This window comes from Streptomyces sp. 8N114 (assembly GCF_052245835.1).
Lineage (GTDB): Bacteria > Actinomycetota > Actinomycetes > Streptomycetales > Streptomycetaceae > Streptomyces.
This window is the reverse complement of record NZ_JBQQBT010000008.1, coordinates 106,643-126,392: the sequence shown is the minus strand read 5'-3', so window position 1 is coordinate 126,392 and position 19,750 is coordinate 106,643. Positions and strand designations below refer to the sequence as shown.

At 70.8% G+C, this 19,750-nt stretch carries 21 protein-coding genes; 11 read left to right on the top strand and 10 right to left on the bottom strand.

What is annotated here, in order from left to right; genetic code table 11:
* Positions 1-23 precede the first annotated feature (23 nt).
* Both ACTWQF_RS19145 and ACTWQF_RS19140 read left to right on the top strand, forming a co-directional pair.
* Positions 24-677, top strand: a complete 654-nt coding sequence (locus ACTWQF_RS19145; protein WP_443280761.1) for a TetR/AcrR family transcriptional regulator — start codon at positions 24-26, stop codon at positions 675-677.
* Positions 674-991 carry a DUF6204 family protein gene (locus ACTWQF_RS19140; RefSeq protein WP_443280760.1) on the top strand — a complete coding sequence of 106 codons (318 nt, stop codon included), beginning with the start codon at positions 674-676 and terminating at the stop codon, positions 989-991. The genes ACTWQF_RS19145 and ACTWQF_RS19140 overlap by 4 nt, the downstream gene beginning before the upstream one ends.
* A gap of 7 nt (positions 992-998) precedes the next feature.
* Here ACTWQF_RS19140 and ACTWQF_RS19135 read toward each other — a convergent pair whose 3' ends face one another.
* Positions 999-1,883: a DMT family transporter gene (locus ACTWQF_RS19135; protein WP_443280757.1), complete on the bottom strand. Its 885-nt coding sequence runs from the start codon at positions 1,881-1,883 to the stop codon at positions 999-1,001.
* Positions 1,884-2,271: 388 nt separating this feature from the next.
* Between ACTWQF_RS19135 and ACTWQF_RS19130 the strand changes: the two genes are divergently transcribed.
* From ACTWQF_RS19130 to ACTWQF_RS19110, 5 genes are all read left to right on the top strand, one after another.
* Positions 2,272-4,281 carry an HAD-IIIC family phosphatase gene (locus tag ACTWQF_RS19130; RefSeq protein ID WP_443280756.1) on the top strand — a complete coding sequence of 670 codons (2,010 nt, stop codon included), beginning with the start codon at positions 2,272-2,274 and terminating at the stop codon, positions 4,279-4,281.
* Positions 4,282-4,368: 87 nt separating this feature from the next.
* Positions 4,369-5,196 carry a 2-oxo acid dehydrogenase subunit E2 gene (locus ACTWQF_RS19125; protein WP_443280754.1) on the top strand — a complete coding sequence of 276 codons (828 nt, stop codon included), beginning with the start codon at positions 4,369-4,371 and terminating at the stop codon, positions 5,194-5,196.
* A gap of 245 nt (positions 5,197-5,441) precedes the next feature.
* Entirely contained in the window at positions 5,442-6,257 is an 816-nt protein-coding gene (locus tag ACTWQF_RS19120) for a thioesterase II family protein (protein ID WP_443280752.1), read from the top strand.
* 261 nt (positions 6,258-6,518) lie between these two features.
* Positions 6,519-7,277, top strand: a complete 759-nt coding sequence (locus ACTWQF_RS19115) for a lysophospholipid acyltransferase family protein (protein WP_443280750.1) — start codon at positions 6,519-6,521, stop codon at positions 7,275-7,277.
* Between the two features lie 73 nt (positions 7,278-7,350).
* Complete coding sequence (locus ACTWQF_RS19110; RefSeq protein ID WP_443280748.1) at positions 7,351-8,406, top strand: NAD-dependent epimerase/dehydratase family protein; 1,056 nt, start codon at positions 7,351-7,353, stop codon at positions 8,404-8,406.
* Positions 8,407-8,608: 202 nt separating this feature from the next.
* Here the strand turns inward: ACTWQF_RS19110 and ACTWQF_RS19105 are convergent, their stop codons facing one another.
* From ACTWQF_RS19105 to ACTWQF_RS19070, 8 genes are all read right to left on the bottom strand, one after another.
* On the bottom strand, positions 8,609-10,273 hold the full coding sequence (locus ACTWQF_RS19105) for an alpha/beta hydrolase (protein WP_443280747.1): 1,665 nt from the start codon (positions 10,271-10,273) through the stop codon (positions 8,609-8,611).
* A 138-nt stretch (positions 10,274-10,411) separates the two neighbouring features.
* Entirely contained in the window at positions 10,412-11,224 is an 813-nt protein-coding gene (locus tag ACTWQF_RS19100; protein WP_443280746.1) for an urease accessory protein UreD, read from the bottom strand.
* The gene (gene ureG, locus ACTWQF_RS19095) at positions 11,221-11,934 is read right to left on the bottom strand and encodes an urease accessory protein UreG (RefSeq protein ID WP_443280744.1); all 714 of its coding nucleotides are present in this window, start codon (positions 11,932-11,934) and stop codon (positions 11,221-11,223) included. Before ureG ends, ACTWQF_RS19100 begins: the two co-directional genes overlap by 4 nt.
* Before the next feature lie 36 nt (positions 11,935-11,970).
* A complete protein-coding gene (locus ACTWQF_RS19090) occupies positions 11,971-12,639 on the bottom strand; it encodes an urease accessory protein UreF (RefSeq protein WP_443280743.1) in 669 nt (222 codons plus the stop codon).
* Between the two features lie 54 nt (positions 12,640-12,693).
* Positions 12,694-14,415: an urease subunit alpha gene (locus ACTWQF_RS19085; RefSeq protein WP_443280741.1), complete on the bottom strand. Its 1,722-nt coding sequence runs from the start codon at positions 14,413-14,415 to the stop codon at positions 12,694-12,696.
* Positions 14,408-14,719, bottom strand: coding sequence for an urease subunit beta (locus ACTWQF_RS19080; protein WP_443280739.1), 312 nt, complete (start codon positions 14,717-14,719; stop codon positions 14,408-14,410). Before ACTWQF_RS19080 ends, ACTWQF_RS19085 begins: the two co-directional genes overlap by 8 nt.
* Before the next feature lie 26 nt (positions 14,720-14,745).
* Positions 14,746-15,048, bottom strand: coding sequence for an urease subunit gamma (locus tag ACTWQF_RS19075; RefSeq protein ID WP_209239744.1), 303 nt, complete (start codon positions 15,046-15,048; stop codon positions 14,746-14,748).
* Positions 15,049-15,288: 240 nt separating this feature from the next.
* Positions 15,289-15,918, bottom strand: a complete 630-nt coding sequence (locus ACTWQF_RS19070) for a TetR/AcrR family transcriptional regulator (protein WP_443280738.1) — start codon at positions 15,916-15,918, stop codon at positions 15,289-15,291.
* A gap of 144 nt (positions 15,919-16,062) precedes the next feature.
* Between ACTWQF_RS19070 and ACTWQF_RS19065 the strand changes: the two genes are divergently transcribed.
* On the top strand, positions 16,063-17,088 hold the full coding sequence (locus tag ACTWQF_RS19065; RefSeq protein ID WP_443280736.1) for an ABC transporter permease: 1,026 nt from the start codon (positions 16,063-16,065) through the stop codon (positions 17,086-17,088).
* A gap of 124 nt (positions 17,089-17,212) precedes the next feature.
* Entirely contained in the window at positions 17,213-18,184 is a 972-nt protein-coding gene (locus tag ACTWQF_RS19060; protein ID WP_443280734.1) for a M28 family metallopeptidase, read from the top strand.
* A gap of 18 nt (positions 18,185-18,202) precedes the next feature.
* Here ACTWQF_RS19060 and ACTWQF_RS19055 read toward each other — a convergent pair whose 3' ends face one another.
* Positions 18,203-18,526, bottom strand: coding sequence for a type II toxin-antitoxin system Phd/YefM family antitoxin (locus ACTWQF_RS19055; RefSeq protein ID WP_443280733.1), 324 nt, complete (start codon positions 18,524-18,526; stop codon positions 18,203-18,205).
* Between the two features lie 181 nt (positions 18,527-18,707).
* On the opposite strand from ACTWQF_RS19055, the gene ACTWQF_RS19050 reads away from it, so the two are divergent.
* Entirely contained in the window at positions 18,708-19,355 is a 648-nt protein-coding gene (locus ACTWQF_RS19050) for an ATP-dependent Clp protease proteolytic subunit (RefSeq protein ID WP_443280731.1), read from the top strand.
* Between the two features lie 7 nt (positions 19,356-19,362).
* Complete coding sequence (locus tag ACTWQF_RS19045) at positions 19,363-19,686, top strand: hypothetical protein (RefSeq protein WP_443280729.1); 324 nt, start codon at positions 19,363-19,365, stop codon at positions 19,684-19,686.
* The last annotated feature ends 64 nt before the right edge of the window (positions 19,687-19,750 follow it).

Here is a 19,750-nt window from a genome sequence, read left to right as displayed (position 1 = left end):
GCAGTCGGGTTAGGATTCTCCGTATGAGCGAAGGGCTGCGGGAGCGCAAGAAGCGGCAGACACGGCAGCGCATCCACGAGGTGGCCATGCGGCTGTTCGTGGAGCGGGGCTTCGACAAGGTCACCATCGCGGAGGTCGCCGCGGCGGCAGAGGTGTCCGTGAACACCCTCTACAACTACTTCGAGGCCAAGGAGGACCTCGTCCTGCCGCCGGACGAGGCGTCGCCCCAGCGGCTCGCCGAGATCGTCCGGCAGCGCGCACCGGGCGAGTCCCCCGCGCGGGCCGTGCTCTCCCGGCTGCGTGCGGAGGTACGCGGTCGGGAGCGGCAACTCGGACTGGCCGAGGGGTTCGGGGCGGTCTTCGAGATGATGCGGGCCGCGCCCACCCTCACGGCCCGCCTGGGCGACCTCGGCCAGGAGATGACGGACGCACTCGCCGCGCAGCTCGCCGAGGAGACCGGCGCCGCACCGGACGACCCGGCATTGTGCGCCGCCGCGAGCCAGATCGGCTGGTTCCACTCGCTGGTCTTCGCCGAGATCGGCCGCCGCCTGGTGGCCGGGCGTACCCCGGACGAGATCGCCGACGATGTGCTCGCGCTCCTGGACGCCGTCGAGGAGCTGCTGGGCAAACGCGCTTTCAGCTACGCCGTACGAGAGGACCGACCGTGTTCCGAGTGACCATCCGGGGAACCTTCACCGACCTGGACGAGACCAGCCGCGCCGAGCTCCGTGAGAGGGCCGACGGCTTCGGCGCTTCCTTCACCGAGGCCGGCACCTTCACCTGCGACAGCAGTCTGTCCGCCTTCACCTTCCGCTGCCAGGTCCCGCCGCCGCCCGAGGGCGAGGAATCCGACGAGGAGGCATGGGCCGCCCTCCGGGCCACCGATGCCCTGGAGGCCCACGGTCACCCCCACCGGGTGCTGCGGCTGGCGGTCACGGACCTGCGGGACATCAAGATCCGCCGTAAGGACCGCGGGAGGCAGCAGCGCTGACGTACCGTCAGGAAGCCTCCTCCGGCTCCTTGGCTACGGGCTGCTTCCCCTCCGGCAGCACCGGGTGTCTGCCAAGGATGAATACCCCGACGACCACGGCCAGGAGCCCGATCACCTCGCCCGCCAGGGCGCCCGGCGTGAGCCGGATGGAGTCGCCCAGAAAACCGATGCCGCAGGCGATGCCGGCCAGCGGCTCGGACGCCGTCAGTGACGGCAGCGACATCCGCAGCGGGCCGCCCTCGAAGGCGCTCTGCACCAGCACCAGTCCGACCACGGCGAGCGCGACGATGGTGTAGCCCTGCCAGCTCAGCAGCACGCCCACCAGTCCGGAGGAGCTGTAGATCCCGCCGACGACCCGGGTCAGGGCGTCCTGGAGACCGTAGAGCGCCCCGGCCGCGGTCGCCAGCAGGGGCGGCTCTTTGAAGAGTTCGAGATGCCGCGCGATGAGCACCAGGACCAGGGCGATCCCGGCGAGGATGCCGAAGACCAGCCAGTGGCGCAGGGCACCGGCCTCACGGTCGGTGCCCTCCGGCCGGCCCGCCGCGATGAAGGCGGTCACTCCCCCGCTGAGCAGCACCACACCGGCCCAGCCCGACCAGCCGAGGCGTTGGCTGGTCAGCCGTCGCGCGAACAGCATCGCGAAGAGCAGGTTCGTCGCCAGCAGCGGCTCGATCGTGGACAGGTCCCCCTGCGTCAGGGCGAACGCGCTGGTGAGCTGACCGACCACCATACTGCCGATACCGAGCAGCCAGCGCGGCACCCGCACCAGGTCGAGCAGCAGCCGGAAGGACAGTACGTCGGCGGTCGGGGCCCGGGCCGCGGCATCCTGTTGCAGCACGAAGCCCAGACCGAGGAAGCAGGCGGCGATCAGCCCGTAGACGTAGAGAGTCACGGGATGCCCCTTTCCACCGACCGGACGGTGCGAGTGCCTGCCGGCCGCGTTCGCACGCTCGTCCGCCCCGTCCGCCTGGGAACAGCGCCGCCGAGATTAGGCGCCCGCACGGACGGACACCACGGCACCCGCCGCCGGAGGCGGGCGGCACGCCCCCTAAGCATGAAAGCCCCAGGGCCGAATGGCGCTTCGCCGCCCGCGAGGGCGAGGCAGTGCTGACTGTGGCAGTCGCCCGACCACGACATGCCCGCAGCCCGGGCGCCTCGTGCAGGGCGCGCACCCTCCCCCGAAGCAGGAAAGAGCGCCGTGCACCGCCTGCTGAGCCTGTGACTAGGGCGGCTTTAGCCCGGACGACGACGCTGGAACCCCAAACGCCGGGAGGAAGAGAATGGACCGTCGCGACATCCACGTGCCGACCGCCGGCATGCTCCCGGGTCCCCCGGTGGTCCTCGCCGACCTTCTGGACGGACTGGACTGGAAGGAGACCGACGTCGCCGATTCCGCTCCGCCGGCCGACGGCGACGCCGACTCCGCGGCGGACACCCTGCTGCACATGTACCGGCAGGAGCAGCTGGTCCCCCGCTACCCGGAGGTCAGGCAGCTGGTGAGCCGGCTGACAGGCTCCGAACTGATAAGGGCGGGACATCTGCTGAGCCGGGTCGACCCGGAGCAGGTCCTCGCCGTACATCCCCGCGTCCCCGCACTCACCGTGGCCGTGACCGGTCACGGCACACTGGCGGCCCTGGTTCCGGCGCTGACCGCCGAACTGGCCCGGCACGGGCTGCTGATGCGGCGGCACCTCGGCGATTTCGACAGCTACGTCTTCGACCTGGGCGAGGTGGACAGCGAGCTGTACGCGGCCCGGCCCGACGTGGCCCTGTGTGTGCTGGACCCCGCCGTCGTCTTCGACGAGGTGCCGACGCCGTGGCTGCCGGAGCACGTCGAGGACGCGGCCAAGCGGAAGCTGGCCGTGCTGGAGGGGCTGGCGGACCGGTTCGGAAACAGCTGTGACGGCACGCTGGTGTTCAACACCCTGCCGCTGCCCCGCCGGTTCGCCGCGCAGCTCGTCGACCACCGGTCCCGGGCGCGGCTCGGCGCCCTGTGGCGGGAGTTCAACGCGCGGTTGCTCACCCTGGCCGAGGACCGCCCCTGGCTGGTCGTACTGGACCTGGACCCGTTGACGGCCTGCGGGGTGGCCGTGGAGGACGTGCGGCTGAGCATCTACACCAAGGCCCATCTGTCCTCGCCCCTGCTGGCCGAGTACGCGCGCGAGGTCGGCCATCTGGCGCGGCACGTGGCGGGAGGGACCAAGAAGGCGCTCGTCCTCGACCTGGACAACACGGTGTGGGGCGGCGTGCTGGGGGACGACGGGCCGGACGGGATCGAGGTGGCGGGCAGCTACCGCGGGGAGGCGTTCGCGGCGTTCCAGCGCGTCGTCAAACAGCTCGCCTCACAGGGCGTGCTGTTGGCGGCGGCCAGCAAGAACGACGTGGACCCGGTGCGCAGCGTGCTGCGCGGTCACCCCAATATGACCCTCCGGGAGGAGGACTTCGTGCGGATCGCCGCCGGCTGGGGGCCCAAGCACGAGGCGATCGCGGAGGTCGCGGAGGCGCTCAACGTCGGTACGGACGCCTTCGTCTTCGTGGACGACAGCTCCTACGAGCGGGAGCTGGTCCGGCGCGCGCTGCCCGACGTCACGGTGGTCGCCGTGGGCGACGAGCCGGCGCTCCACATCGAAGCGCTGCTGCACGACGGCTGGTTCGACTGCCGTCAGCTGACGCGCGAGGACCACCGGCGCGTCAGCCGCTACCGGCAGGAGGCACGGCGCAAGGACTTCCTGGAGGGCTTCGCCTCGGTCGAGGAGTACCTGAGTCAGCTGGAGGTCCGCGTACGGCTGGCAGCACCCACCGCTGCCGAGGTACCCCGGATAGCGCAGCTGACCCTGCGCACGAACCAGTTCAACCTGACCACGGTGCGTATGCAGCCCGCCGAGGTCGGGGAACTGCTGGCCGCCCCGGACACCGGGGTGCTCGCCGTGCACAGCGGCGACAGGTTCGGGGACAACGGGCTGGTCGGCGCGCTCTTCCTGCGCCGCGAGCAGGACCGGCTGCACATCGACAACTTCGTGCTCAGCTGCCGGGTCTTCGCCCGCGGTATCGAGCAGACCTGTCTGTCGTCCGTCCTGCGGCACGCGAAGGACAGCGGGGCCGGGTCGGTGACCGGCACCTACCGCAGGACGGCGAAGAACGGCAAGGTCGCCGGCCTGTACACAGCGCACGGGTTCACCGAGGTCGCCGACGACGGAACCACGACCACCTTCCGCCACGATCTCAGCCACGTTCCGGCCCCGCCGCCGCACGTGCGTCTGACGGAGAGCTTCGGAGAGAGCCCCCTGTGATCGCGTTCGAATCGTTCCACGCCTTCATCGACTTCACCTCGCACGCCCTCTACAAGCTGGTCGAGAACGCATGACGGGAGCACGGACATGAGAGCGGACCCCTTTCCCCGCGAGCGCCGGCACACCGCGTACTTCCTCCGGGAGCTCCGCGGCTACGCGCCGGTGTTTCTGGGAGCCGAGATCGATATGACCGCGGTGCGGCGCCATCAGCAGGAGGCGCGGGCGCGGGGCGACAGGTTCTCGGCCGTCACCTATGTGCTGTATGCCGCGGCGCGGGTGCTGGCCGCGCATCCGGAGGCGAACGCCGCGCTCCGCGGCGGGCTCCGGCCCCGGGTCGCCCCCTACGAAACCGTGGCGGCGAAGCTCGCGCTGGACAAGACGATGGGCGGGCGCCGTGTCGTCCTCTCGGCGGTGCTGCCGGACGTACACCTGAGGAGCCTTCGGGACATCGCCGAACAGACGGCCCGCTTCCGCGACGGCGACCCCGACCGGATGCCGGAGTTCGCCGGGGTACGGGCCCTGCAGCGGCTGCCGGGGCCGCTCGGGCACCTCGCCTACCGGATGGGCACGCGACCGCTGCGCCGCCGGATCACCACCAACGGCACGTTCTCCGTCACCTCGCTGGGGCACCGGCCCGTCACCTCGTTCCACTCCGTCGGTGGCACCACGGTCACCCTCGGCCTGGGCGCCGTCGCCGACCGTCCCGTGGTACGCGACGGTGCGGTCACCATCGCCCCCGTGCTGCCGCTGTCCCTAACCTTCGACCACCGGGTGATCGACGGGGCCGAGGCGGCGGACGTGCTCGGCGAGATCAAGCAGGCACTGGAGAACTTCGACGACGGCAGCGGCAGCCCCGGCCACCAGGGGACGGACGCCGAGAAGGCGGCCCCGGCGCCGAACGGGATGGCCGGTTAGGAGGCGGTGCGCCTGTGAACGACCTGCCGGAACCGAAGCAGTGCCAGCGCTATGCCATGGCCCCCGTTTCCGTACGTCGACGGCCCTGCCCGCCGTGAGCGGACACCGGCTGCCACCCGGCTGCCGATCGGAGACAACTCCCGTGTCATTGCCCCCGGTTGACCTCTTCTACGCTGTGCGGACGACCGGCCCCGGCCTGTCCCCGACATTCCAGTCCCAGTCCAGACGATTCCGACGGAGTCCGAATGACCGCAGCATCCGGCAACGCGGCCGGCCAGACGTCCCGCAGCACGGCGCCCGCTCCGCGCTCCGACCGCTGGCTGCGCCGCCTGGCATCCGCACCGGGCGCCCGCGCCCGGCTGATCTGCTTCCCGCACGCGGGAGGTTCGGCGAGCTTCTTCTTCCCCCTGCGGCGGTCGCTGCCCGACACCGTGGAGGCTTACGCCGTCCAGTACCCGGGGCGCCAGGACAGGCTCGGCGAGCCATGTCTGTCCTCCATCGACGAACTGGCCGACGCCGTATGCGAGGTGCTCCGGGAGGAGCCCGGGACGCCCTTGGTGCTGTTCGGGCACAGCATGGGCGCGATCCTCGCCTTCGAAGTTGCCCGGCGCCGGGAGCGGTCGGGCGCCGGGTCCCCGCTCGGACTGATCGTCTCCGGCCGCCGGGCGCCCTCCCTGACCCGCACGGAGACCGTCCACCAGCTCGACGACGCGGGTCTCATCGACGAGATCCGTCGGCTGAGCGGCACGGACGACGCGTTGCTGGACGACCCCGACATGCGCGAGATGATCCTCCCTGCCCTGCGTGCCGACTACCGGGCAATCGAGACGTACCGCAAGTCGCCGGGCCCGCCGCTCGGCTGTCCGCTCAGCGTCTTCGTCGGGGACGAGGACCCCCGCGCCTCCCCCGCGGAGGCGGAAGCCTGGCGCGACCACACCAGCGGCGACGTCACCTTCCATGTCTTCTCCGGCGGCCACTTCTACCTCAGCGACCGCCCGCAGGAGTTCGCGGACACCCTCGCCCACGAGCTGACCCGCCTGTGCGGGCCTGCTGACAGCTGAGGGCCGAAGCGGCGAATCCTGCGCACCCGGCAAAAGGGCTGCGCTTGCCAGCCCTGCCCCAGCTTCGCAGCGCGCTACGATACGTTACCTCGATCACACCACCTGATGGTCAGTCAGGAAGTCAGCAAGGAGTCAGCATGAGTCCGATCAGACCTGGTCTCAGGTGGCCAGAGAACCGCATCGCCGCGGCTCCCCCGACGAGCAGTCCGACCTGCGAAAAGCCCACTGCTGAGTCGATACGGTAGAGCCAGAGGTGACCCCGTGTTCTATTACGTACTGAAGTACGTGTTGCTGGGGCCGCTGCTGCGGCTCGTGTTCAGGCCCCGGATCGAGGGGCTGGAGAACGTGCCGGACGAAGGGCCGGCGATCGTCGCGGGAAACCATCTGTCCTTCTCGGACCACTTCGTGATGCCCGCGATCCTCAAGCGCCGGATCACCTTCCTCGCCAAGGCCGAGTACTTCACCGGACCGGGCCTCAAGGGGCGGCTGACGGCGGCGTTCTTCCACAGTGTGGGCCAGATCCCCGTCGACCGCTCCGGAAAAGGCGCAGGCCAAGCGGCCATCGACGAGGGGCTTGGCGTGCTCGGCAAAGGCGAGTTGCTCGGCATCTATCCCGAGGGGACCCGCTCCCACGACGGCCGCCTCTACAAGGGCCGGGTCGGCGTCGCCGCGATGGCGCTCGGCGCCGGGGTGAAGGTGATCCCCTGCGCGATGGTCGGCACCTTCGAGCTCCAGCCACCGGGGCGGAAGGTGCCCCGCATGGGCCGGGTGACGATCAGGTTCGGCAAGCCGCTGGACTTCTCGCGGTTCGCGGGAATGGAGCACGAGCGCACAGTGCTGCGGGCCGTCACCGACGAGATCATCCACGAGATCATGCGGCTGTCGGGCCAGGAGTACGTGGACATGTACGCACCCGACGCGAAGGCCGCCCAGGCCCGGGAGCGGGCCCGCGAAAAGCAGGAGAAGCAGCAGAAACAGCAGAAGGAGAAGCCGCGGAAGAGCAGCGGCTCGATGCGCTGACGGTCAGCGTCGGCGTAATCGTCGGGGCGGGACTCCCTGGTCACCGTGGGTGCAGCCGACCTAGCGTGCAGTCATGACTGGATCACGGGCTCTTGTGCTGGGTGCGACGGGACAGATCGGGCGGGCCGCGGTGTGCGCACTGGCCAGGGACGGGTGGGAGGTGACGGCGGCCTCCCGCAGCGGCGGCGCGGATGCCGCGTGGCCCGAGGGGGTCACCGCCGCCGCGGTGGACCGCGACGCGCCGGGCGCCCTCGAGGAGACCGTCGGCGACGGCTGCGACCTGCTGCTGGATGTGACGGCCATGCAGTCCGGCCACGCCCACCAGATCGCGGGCCTGGCCGACCGGCTCGGCTCCGCCGTCGTCCTCTCCAGCGGTGCGGTGTACGAGGACGAGCGGGGCCGCAGCTTCGCCACCAAGGGCGAGCCGGACGGTTTTCCGCGCTACCCGGTGCCGATCTCGGAGACGTACCGCACCGTCCCGCCCGGCCGTGAGGAGTACGGCTCCCGCAAGGTCCTGATCGAGAAGGAGCTGACGGCGCTGGGCGACCGGCTGCCCGTCACACTGCTGCGCGCGGGCGCGATCTACGGCCGGCACTGCCGCACACCGCGGGAGTTGCACTTCGTCAAGCGGTGGCAGGACGGGCGCCGGGTCCTGGTGCTGGCTCACCGCGGGGAGAGCCGCTTCCACCCCGTACACGTCGACAACATCGCCGAACTGGTGCGGCTGGCCGCGCGGCTGCCCGGGGCGAGGGTGCTGAACGCCGCCGACCCGGAGGCGCCCACGGTGGCCCGGATCGCGGAGCTGCACGACGAGGTGCTCGGCTGGGAATGCCGGACGGTGCTGCTGGACGGCGCGCCGCCCGAGGACGCACCGACGGTGGGCCGCACACCGTGGTCGTTGCCGTATCCGCTGGTGCTGGACATGGCCGCTGCCGAACGCGAGCTGGGCTACCGGCCGGTGACGACGTACGAGCAGGCGCTGCCCAGCACGCTGGAGTGGCTGATCGGCCATACCCGCGACCGGGACTGGCGGGAGGCGCTGCCGGAGATGGCGGAGGCGTACGACCCTGCGGGTGATCTGTTCGACTACGCGGCCGAGGATCGCTGGCTGGCGGAGAACCGGCGCTGAGGGCCTGCGTCCCGAAGGGGCGTGGGGAACTGCGCGACCGGCCACAACCAGGCCGCAGCCCGCAAGCGACGGGCAGGAGCACCCCTTCACCGGAACCACGGAGGGGGCGGCAAGATCCGCCGGACGCGGCCCAGGTGAACGACCGAGGGGCGGTCCCGATTGTCCGGGCCGCCCCTCGGGGGTGTGGGTCTGCGGCCTCAGCTCACGGGGTGAGTTGAGGCACCGCCGCGGCCTTGGCCTTCGCCGTTGCCTTGGCCGGGGACTTGACCGGCTCGGGGGTGGCGTGCGGAGCGCAGGTCACGTCCTTGGAGTCGACGGTGCCCTTGAGGAGATAGGCGTCGACCCGCTCGTTGATGCAGCGGTTCTCCAGGTTGGTGATGCCGTGCGAGCCGGCGTCCTTCTCGGTGATCAGACGGGAGCCCTTGAGACGCTTGTGCAGCTCGACACCGCCCGGGTAGGGGGTGGCGGCGTCCCGGGTGGCCTGGATCAGCAGCACCGGGTGCGAGGTCTTGGCACGGATCTCCAGCGCGTCGTGCTGCTTGAGCGGCCAGACGCCGCACGGGTAGTTCATCCACGCGTTGGACCAGGTGAGGAACGGGTACTTCTCGTGCAGCCGGGTGTTGTCCCGGTCCCAGGTCTTCCAGTCGCGCGGCCACTTGGCGTCGTTGCACTCGACGGCGGTGTAGACGGCGTTGCTGTTCTCGCTCGCCTTGTTGCCCGCTACATCCGACATGTCCGGGCCCGCGGACTCGACGAGCGGCTTCTCGTCACCCTTGAGGTAGGCGGACCACACCGAGGCGACCTCGGCCCACGAGGAGTCGTAGTACGGCGCGCTCTGGAAGAAGCCCAGCAGTTCGGCGGGGCCGACGACGCCGCCGATGGGGTCCTTCTTCGCGGTGGCGCGCAGCTCGCGCCACTTGGCCTCCACCTTCTCGGGCGTCGAGCCGATGCCGTAGACGTCGTCGTGCTTTGCGACCCACTTCTTCCAGTCGTCCCAGCGGGTCTGGAAGGCCACGTCCTGGTCGAGGTTGACGTCGTACCAGATCTTCTTCGTGGAGGGGTTGACCACGCTGTCGGTGATCATCCGCCGGATGTGGCCGGGGAAGAGCTCGGCGTAGACGGCGCCCATGTAGGTGCCGTAGGAGACGCCGAGGAAGTTGAGCTTCTTGTCGCCGAGCGCGGCGCGGATGACGTCGAGGTCACGCGCGGCGTTGGGCGTGGTCATCTGCGCGAGCAGAGCGCCGCTGCGCTCCTTGCAGCCGTCCGCGTACTCCTTGGCGAGCTTGCGCTGGGCGAGCTTGTCGGCCTCGCTGTCGGGAACCGGGTCCGCCTTGGGAGCCTTGACCCACTCCTGGGGGTCGGCACAGGATATGGGCGCCGAGTGGCCGACACCGCGCGGGTCGAAGCCGACGAAGTCGTAGGCGGTGGCGGCCTTCGCCCACAGCGGGTTCTTGTCCGGGATGCGGTTGGGGAAGCGCAGGCCGGAGGCGCCCGGGCCGCCCGGGTTGTAGACGAGGGAGCCCTGCCGCTTCTCCTTGCCGCCGGTGCTGCGCGCCCGGTCGACGGCGATCCGGATCTTCTTGCCGTCCGGCTTGGCGTAGTCGAGCGGCACGGTCACCCAGCCGCACTCGACGCCGTCCTTGGTACCCCAGTCGGCGGGGCAGTCCTTCCAGTCGATACCGGCACGGGCCGCACGGGCTGCGGCCTGCTGGACGCCGCGCGCCTCGGCGGCACCGGAGCGCTCGGCCGACTGCGTGTGGGTGCTGCTGCCTTCCGCCAGGGCCGACGGAACGGATATGAGCCCCGCCGTGAGGGCTCCGGCGGCGATGGTGCCGGCGACGGCTATGGCCGCCTTCCGTCTGTTCACGTATTTCCCCCTCCGGGTACTGCCGCGTGTGGTGGCGGTGGTCGGTGACCACGGTGGTGGTTGTCGACCACGGTGGTGGTCTTCAGAGGGGATCCTTCATGGTCGCCGACGGTAAGTGACAGTGCAGCGGATCGTTCTTTACCAAGACGTGAACGTCATTGCGGAATCGAGCATCCGCCGCAGCTGCAGCCCATCCGGCGCGACGGCGGTGACCAGCAACGCCGGCCCCTCCAGCGGCGTGACGACAGCCGTCTCCCCCAGCACCCGCGTCGCCACCGGCTTCATCTCCGTCAACTCCGGGCCCACCACGAGCAGTTGGCCCACCGCCCGGTATCCACCCAGGGCAGCGCCGCCGTCCCACCCCGGGGCGCCCGGCCCGAAGTCGAGCTGCTGGTCGAGCAGCGGGCGCCCGTCCCTGCGCACGGTGAGTCGGCTGCTGAGCCTGCCGGGCCCCTCCCCGGTACGACCCAGCACCTGCTCGTCCCGCAGCACGAGGCGTGCCCCGGGCGCCAGTTCGGCACAAAGGCGCTGCCGCAGGTCACTGCCGCGTACGGAGATCAACGGCTCTGGCAGCCAGTGCAGTTGACCACCCTCACCGACCTCCAGCCGTACGTCGTAGCAGGCGGGCTCCGCCGTACGTCCCGGCAGCGCGAGGGTGGCCGCGCTGCCGTCCACCCGCAGCGCGGCGCCCGGTTCGGCACGGGCCTCGACGGCGAGCCGGTCCCCGCCCAGCGGGGCACTCATCGCCCCGACGAGCGTGACCCGGGCGACTGTCGGGTCGGCCGAGCGGGTACGGCGCAGCGCCACCGGCCCTCCGCCGCTGAGCAGCGGCAGCGCGGTGCCGCCGCGCCCGTCGGGCACGGCGGTGATCCGGGCGCGAGCGCGGACGCCCGCGGTGGCCGGCGGCGCGGTTGCCGCCGCCTTTGTCGTTGCCGCTGCCGTGACCGTCATGCTGGGAGGGCCGCCGTCGCCGTCCAGGCGACGTATTGCTCACGCACCCAGTCCGCGACCGGGCCCACGCCGGGCTCACCGCGCAGCGACTGGAAGAGCACCGGCAGTTCGCCGCGCTGTTCCTTGGCGTCCCGCGCCATTCCCTCCAGATCCGAGCCGACGTAGGGGGCGAGGTCCGTCTTGTTGACGACCAGCAGGTCCGCGGTGGTGACGCCCGGGCCGCCCTTGCGGGGGATGTCGTCGCCACCCGCCACGTCGATGACGAAGATCTGCACGTCGACCAGTCCCTTGGAGAACGTCGCGGTGAGGTTGTCGCCGCCGGACTCGACCAGCACCACATCGAGCGGGCCGGCCCCCGCGGAGGAAAACGCGTCCTCGAGGTCCTCGACCGCCTCCAGGTTCGCGGAGATGTCGTCCCGGATCGCGGTGTGCGGGCAGGCGCCGGTCTCCACCGCGGCGATCCGCTCCGGCGGCAGCACGGCCTCGCGCAGCAGAAAGGCGGCGTCCTCTTGGGTGTAGATGTCGTTGGTGACGACGGCCAGCGACAGCCGGTCGCGCAGCGCGCGGCACAGCGCCGCGACGGTGGCGGTCTTGCCCGAGCCGACGGGTCCGCCCAGACCGACGCGGAGCGCCCGGCGGCTGCCGTCGGGCCGGGTCGCCGAGACAGTGTGCCGCTCGGGATAGGTGGTGCTGGCGTGATCGAGGTGCACGGGCTCCTCCGGTGGTGGGGTCGGGGGCGTTCGGAGTCAGGAGGCGAAGAGGCGTACGGGCCAGGTCGCGTGCTGCTCGGCGGTGATGTCCAGAAGCGGGGCCGAAGCAGCGGGAAGGTCCTCGACCGCTCCCCTGCTCGCGGCCTCGGCCTGCCGCGCCACCTCGTCCGTCTCGGTGGCGAGCCGGGCCAGTACGGCGGTCGCGTCGAACGGATCGAGGCTGAGGAGGCGGACGGCCGCCGTCGCCGGTGCGCTGACGCTCTCGTACGCGGCGGCATGCGCCACGTCCAGCGGGCCGAGCCCCGCCGAACGGGCCGCGAGCCCCAGCACGACGGGCTGGTGCGCACCCTTGGGGCGGGCAGCGGCCAGCGCGTCCAGCTCGGGGCCCGGCCAGGTGGCCCGGGCCGCCCGCATCAGCTGCCGGCCCAGCCTGCGGGCCGTACGGCGCAGCGCCGGCGAGGGAGTACGGGCGTCGGCCGCCTCGTCCAGCGCGAGAGGGTCGTGCCCTGCTGCGGCTGCGGATGAGAGGGCGGCCGAGGTCAGGCCGGCTGTATGCAGTCGGCCCCGGCAGAACTCCTCGAGGGAGACCGCGTCCTTGACGCGGCCTGCTTTGACGGCTGCCTCCACCCCACCGGAGTGGGCGTGCCCACCTGCGGGGAACCTGCCGTCGGCAAGCACCAGCAGTGCGGTGCCACCACCAACCATGTTGCCGACCTCCACGATCGTCCCGGCGCGCCGCCCAGCGAACAACTGGGCGGCTCAGAACAAGAAGTACCGCTGGGCCATGGGCAACGTTTCAGCCGGCGACGGGTCGACCGGCGTCCCGTCGATGGTGACGGTGAACGTGTCGGGGTCGACCCGCACGTCGGGCCGCGCGTCGTTCTGCCGCATGTCGGCCTTGGTGACGGAGCGGGTGTTGCGGACGGCGACGAACTTCTTGGCGAGCGGGAGCCGTTCGGGCAGGCCGTCGTCGAGCGCGGTCTGCGTCACGAAGTTGATGGAGTTCGCGCCGGGGGCACGCCCTGTTGCCCCGAACATGGGTCGGGGCAGCACCGGCTGCGGGGTGGGGATGGACGCGTTGGCGTCCCCCATCTGTGCGTAGGCGATCTGTCCGCCCTTGATGACGAGCTGCGGTTTGACGCCGAAGAACGCGGGGTCCCACAGCACCAGGTCGGCGAGCTTGCCCGCCTCCACGGAGCCGATCTCGCCGTCCATGCCCTGCGCAACGGCGGGGTTGATCGTGTATTTGGCGACATAGCGACGTGCCCGCAGATTGTCGGCGCGCCCGTCGCCCGCGAGGGCGCCGTACCGCTCCTTCATCACATGCGCCGTCTGCCAGGTGCGCAGCACCACTTCGCCGATGCGGCCCATGGCCTGCGAGTCGGAGGAGATGATCGAGATGGCGCCGAGGTCGTGCAGGGTGTCCTCGGCCGCTATGGTGCTGGGCCGGATCCGGGACTCGGCGAAGGCGAGGTCCTCGGGCACGGCCGGGTTGAGGTGGTGGCAGACCATCAGCATGTCGAGGTGTTCCTCGATGGTGTTGACGGTGTGCGGCCGGGTCGGGTTGGTGGAGGAGGGCAGCACGTTGGGCTCGGCGACGACGGTGATGATGTCGGGCGCGTGCCCGCCGCCGGCGCCCTCGGTGTGGTAGGCGTGGATGCCGCGTCCGGCGATCGCGGCGAGGGTGTCGCCGACGAAACCGGCCTCGTTGAGGGTGTCGGTGTGGATGGCGACCTGGGCGCCGGTCTCGTCGCAGACGGACAGACAGGCGTCGATGGCGGCCGGGGTTGCACCCCAGTCCTCGTGGATCTTGAATCCGACGGCGCCGCCCCGCAGTTGGGCGAGCATCGCGCCGCGCGAGACGGTGTTGCCCTTGCCGAGCAGCCCCACGTTGAGCGGCAGCCCGTCCATGCCTTCCAGGGTGCGTGCGGTGTGCCAGGCGCCGGGGGTGACGGTGGTGGCTTTGGAGCCCTCGGCGGGGCCGGTACCGCCGCCGACGAGCGTGGTGATGCCCGCGGCCAGCGCCTCGTCGGCGAGCTGCGGACAGATGAAGTGGACGTGCGCGTCGATGGCACCGGCGGTGAGGATCTTGCCGTTGCCCGCGATGATCTCCGTCTCGGGGCCGATGACCAGGTCGGAGTGGACGCCGTCCATGGTGTCGGGGTTGCCCGCCTTGCCCAGAGCCGCGATGCGGCCGTCGCGGATGCCCACATCTGCCTTGACGACACCCCAGTGGTCGAGGACGAGCACGCCGGTGATCACCGTGTCGGGGGCGCCTTCGGCGCGGGTGGCGAGTGCCTGGCCCATGGACTCCCGGATGACCTTGCCGCCGCCGAAGACCGCCTCGTCGCCGGAGCGTCCGGGCCCGCCGGAGAGATCGTCCTCGATCTCGACGAAGAGTGCGGTGTCGGCGAGGCGTACCCGGTCGCCTGTGGTGGGGCCGAACAGATCGGCGTAGGCGGGGCGGGACAGCTCACGCATCGAGGGAACCTCCCGCGGCGGAACGCAGCCCCGCGACGATCCGTCTGCCGCCTATCGGGACGAGAGTGACCTCGACGGGGATGCCGGGCTCGAAGCGGACGGCGGTGCCCGCGGCGATACCGAGGCGCTTGCCCCAGGCGGCCTCGCGGTCGAAGTCCAGCCCGGGGTTGGCCTCGGCGAAGTGGTAGTGGGAGCCGACCTGGACGGGCCGGTCGGCTGCGTTGAGCACGGTCAGCCGGGTGACCTCGGCGCCCACATTGAGCGGCACCGGTTCCTCGGCGTACTGGATCTCTCCGGGGATCATGGCGTGGGGGCTCCTCGTCGGCGCGGTCAGGAGATGGGCTCGTGCACGGTGACGAGCTTGGTGCCGTCCGGGAACGTCGCCTCGACCTGGACGTCGTGGAGCATCTCGGGGATGCCCTCCATGACGTCGTCGCGGGTCAGGACCGTACGCCCGGACTCCATCAGCTGGGCGACGCTCCGCCCGTCGCGGGCCCCTTCGAGCACGTGTGCCGTGATGAGGGCGACGGCCTCCGGGTGGTTGAGGCGCACTCCGCGGTCCTTGCGCCGCTGAGCCACATCGGCCGCGACGTGAATGAGCAGCCGCTCCTGCTCGTGCGGGGTCAATTGCATAGTCTCCACCTCACCGTCGTCGCCGGGCCCGGGAATGCCCTTGGTCACTCGCGGCGACGACACACGCCGGTAGATGTATCACACACGTGACTTTCGGCCGCCCATTGCCCCGGAGATTACGGCAGCGCCGTTTCACCGGCGTTAACACGCTCCGCATGCACCGAGGGGACGATCACGACGGCGACTCTCCACGTCCCAGCGCCGCGTCACCGTTCAAGGTGGTGACGGCTTACTACCCGGTCAGCGGTCCTCGCGGCCGCTCGGCACCGACATGGACACCAGCGCGCGCAACCCCTTCGCGAACTCCTCGGGCGCGATCCCGCCCCACAGCGCCTGCTGGACGAGGTACCCCTGCACGGCGCCGATGAGCGTACGGGCGACGTTCAGGGCGTCGGCCTGCGGGTCCACCCACCCGCGCGCCTGGTACTCCTCGACGAGCCGGGCCCACTGCCCGGAAAGCTGCCCGTACGCGTCGCCCAGCGTCTCGGCCAGCTCGGGGTTGCGCAGCCCCTCGCCCCACACCTGCACGAGCAGCCGGGGCAGTTCCCTGGAATCCTCCCCAGCCCCGACGGATTTCTGGAGCCGGCCGAAGACCTCGGTGAACAACTCGTCCGGCGTCGGCGGCACTTCGGCCGCGGCCACCCGGTCGAAGGAGCTCCTGATGGTCTCCAGTGCTTCCTCCGCCACGGCCGCGATGATCTCCTCCTTGCTGCGGAAGTACCGGTAGACGGCGCCCGCGGACAGCCCGCTCTCCTTGAGCACGTCCTGCATGGAGGCGGCATGGAAGCCGCTGCGGAGGAAGCAGCGGCGGGCGCCGTCCAGGATCTGGCGGCGGCGGGCTTCGAGGTGCTCTGCGGAGACGCGGGCCATACCGCCAGCCTAAAACGAACGTTCCTTCTTGACAATCCATGCCCTCGGCGAGACCGTAAGTCCGCGAGAACGAACGCTCATTCTCTTTGAGTTTCCGCTCTCACCCACGTCGTTACACCTCTTCTCCCTCCGGAGGATCGCCTCATGACCACAACGCCCGCCCCCTCCCCCGGCCGCACCCGGGGGCCGCTCGCAGTGCTGGTGGCGGTACCGCTGATCGTCGCGTTCGCGCTGTGGGCCTTCGCCTGGCCCGCTGCCCGTACCGCACCCCGCGATCTGCCGCTCGGCGTCGCGGGGCCGCCCTCCGCCGTCGAGCAGCTGACGGGCCAACTGCAGCAGCACGAGGGCGCCTTCGAAGTGCACCGCTACCCCGACGAGGCCGCGGCCCGGAAAGCAGTACAGGACCGCGAGGTCTACGGCGCCCTCGTCGCCGGCCCTTCGGGGCCCAGGATGCTGACGGCGAGCGCCGCCGGCCCCGTGGTCGCACAGCTGTTGACACAGGCCGCGAGCCGGACCGCACCCGAGGGCACGACCGTACGCACCGAGGATGTGGTGCCGGCACCCGCGAACGACCCGCGGGGCTCGGCGCTGAGTTCGAGCGTGCTGCCTCTCGCCCTCGCGGGGGTGGCCGCCGGGGCGCTGACCGTCCTGCTGCGGCTGCGCGGCACGCGGGGCGTGGGAGCGCTGATGGGAACTGCCGTGCTGGTCGGCGTCGTTGCTGCCGCGCTGGCCGACAGCTGGCTCGGTGTGCTGTCCGGCAACTGGTGGGCGGAGGCAGCCGCGTTCGGGCTGACCGTGCTGGCTGTGAGCTCCACGGTGGCGGGCCTCGGAGCACTGCTGGGGCCGAAGGGTATTGCGGCGGGCGCTCTCCTTTCGGTGCTGCTGGGCAACCCCTGGTCGGGCATGTCCACCGCGCCGGAGATGCTGCCCGAACCGGCGGGGGTGCTGGGGCAGTTGCTGCCGCCGGGGGCCGGGGGAACGCTGCTGCGCAATGTCGGCCTCTTCGACGGGCAGGCGGTGGACACCCCGGTACTGGTACTGACCGTGTGGACGGTGCTGGGGCTGATCGCGGTGACCGTCGGCGGTATGCGCTCCGCACCCGGGAGGACCGAGAGCGAAGGCGCCGCACCTTCCGGTCTCCGTAACAGGCTGTCCGATATGCGCTCTTGACGGAGCGACAACCTCGCAACCATTCTCATGTCCGCGTCAAAACAACTGCTCCATGTCGCCGCTCCGGGCGATACCTGCCGTCATCGGCAGCCCCACACCCCCCACACAGCATCGGAGCTCAGCAGTGATACGCGGACATCAAAGACACCAGCAACGTGGGCACCGCGCCACCGTCGCCGCCTCGGCGGGCACCGTTCTCGCGCTCGCCCTGCTCGCCGTCGGCGGGGCGGCGCAGGCCACCCCCGGCGACCGGGCGGCCGAGGCTCCCGACATCGATGTTTCAGCCGTCCAACAGGACCTCAAGGACCTCCAGTCCGTCGCCGAGGAAAACGGCGGCAACCGCGCCCACGGGCAGCCCGGCTACCGTGCCTCCCTCGACTACATGAAGAAGAAGCTGGACGCCGCGGGCTTCAAGACCACCGTCCAGGAGTTCACCAGCGGCGGCTCCACCGGCTACAACCTGATCGCGGACTGGCCCAAGGGCGGCACCGGGGCGACCGTGATGGCCGGCTCCCACCTGGACTCGGTCGACTCCGGCCCTGGCATCAACGACAACGGCACCGGCTCCGCCGGGGTGCTGGAGACCGCGCTGGCCGTCGCCAAGGCGGACCTCAAGCCCGCCAAGCATCTGCGGTTCGCCTGGTGGGGAGCCGAAGAAGAGGGCTTGGTGGGCTCCAGCCACTACGTCGACAGCCTCTCGAAGGACGAGCTCGGCAAGATCGACACCTATCTGAACTTCGACATGATCGGCTCACCCAACGCGGGCCACTTCGTCTACGACGACGATGCCGCCGTCGAGTCGGTCCTCAAGGACTGGTTCAGCTCCAAGGGCGTCGAGACCGAGGCGTCCGAGGAGACCAACGGGCGCAGCGATCACGCCCCGTTCAAGGAGGCGGGCGTCACCGTCGGCGGCAGCTTCACTGGCGCGGGCGAGGAGAAGACCCAGGAGCAGGCGGACAAGTGGGGCGGTAAGGCGGGCGAACCGTACGACGCCTGCTACCACTCTGCCTGCGACGACATCTCCAACATCGACGAGAAGGCGCTCGACCTGCACAGCGACGCCATCGCACAGGCGGTCTGGAAGCTCAGCTCCTGACCTTCGGCCCGTACGGGCTCAACTCCCCTGGCCCGGCCGTCGGTCCCCGGCGGCCGGGCCGCGGTGCTCTGCGGCGATCCCGAACCGCCGCGCCTCGCGGGGCACCGCACCACCGCCGATCTCCGGGAACCCGGAAACGGTGCTGATGATCTCCTCGGACTCCGGCTGTTCCTGGTCCGCGGCCTCCAGCCGCTCCAGGCGCTCCAGGTCTGCGGCCGACACCAGCCCCACAAGCGGCTTCCCGTGCCGGGTCACCACGACGCGCTCGTCGCCGTAGACGACCCGATTGATCAGATCCGCCAGCTCGGCCCGCGCCTGCGTCACCGGAATCTCGTAAGCCATGCCGCCATTCTAGGGGCGAGCACAAAACCGCAGGTCAGCAACTATATCCGGGCTCTCCTTGCTTCGCCTTCAGCGGAATACGCCCCTCTCCAGGGGTCGTTGGGCGCTGTTCGTGGCAGGCTGCTCCACGTATGTTCTGTACAACCTGTACGTTTCTCGCTCGAGAGTGGAGTGCGACGCCATGCGGAACCAGCCGACAGCACCGACAGCCCGCTACGTCCTGCCCGAGTTCACGGAGCGCACCAGCAGCGGCATGCGGACGATGGATCCGTACTCGAAGCTCATGGAGGAACGGATCGTCTTCCTCGGCACGCAGATCGACGACACCTCCGCCAACGACGTCATGGCGCAGTTCATCCACCTCGAACACACCGCGCCGGACCAGGACATCTCGCTGTACATCAACTCGCCCGGCGGCTCGTTCACGGCAATGACGGCCATCTACGACACGATGCGGTTCGTCTCCTGCGACATCGAGACGGTCTGTCTGGGGCAGGCGGCCTCGGCCGCTTCCGTACTGCTGGCCGCCGGGACGCCGGGCAAGCGGCTCGCGCTGCCGGGCGCACGCATCCTCATCCACCAGCCGTCGCTCAACGAGCCCATCCAGGGGCAGTCCTCCGATCTGGAGATCCAGGCACGGGAGATGCTGCGGACCCGCGAGATGCTGGAGGAGCTGTACGAGCGCCACACCGGCCGGCCGCGCAACAAGATCAGCCAGGACATCGAGCGCGACAAGATCTTCACCGCGCAGCAGGCCGTCGACTACGGCCTCATCGACCGCCTGACCACCAGCCGTAAGTCGGCACCGGTCGCCCCCACGCGGCGGTGAGGCGCCGATGAGCCGCGGGTGGCCGCACGACCTGCCACCGCTCCCCGCGCTGACCCGCGCGGAGTGCGAGGTGGTCGACGCCTATCTGGAGGTTCTCGATCTGCTCGGCCGGATCAACCCGGCACGCGGCCGCGACACCTATGGCGGACTCCGCGCCGCGCAGGGCCTGGTCAGCAAGGCGGCCCGACTGCGGGACGCGCTCGTGCTGATGCACGAGCGCGGTGAGAGCGAATTGCACGCCGCGACGCTGGAGCGGGCCCTGCGGGTGCTCGACGGCGAGCGGCGGGCCGGGCTCGTCGGGCCGCCCGGCCCCAAGCCCCCGTCCGGGTAGGGGGTGCCCTTGCCCGGCCGCCGCAGGCTGCGGCTACTCCCCCAAGCTCTTCGAGCAGGGAGGT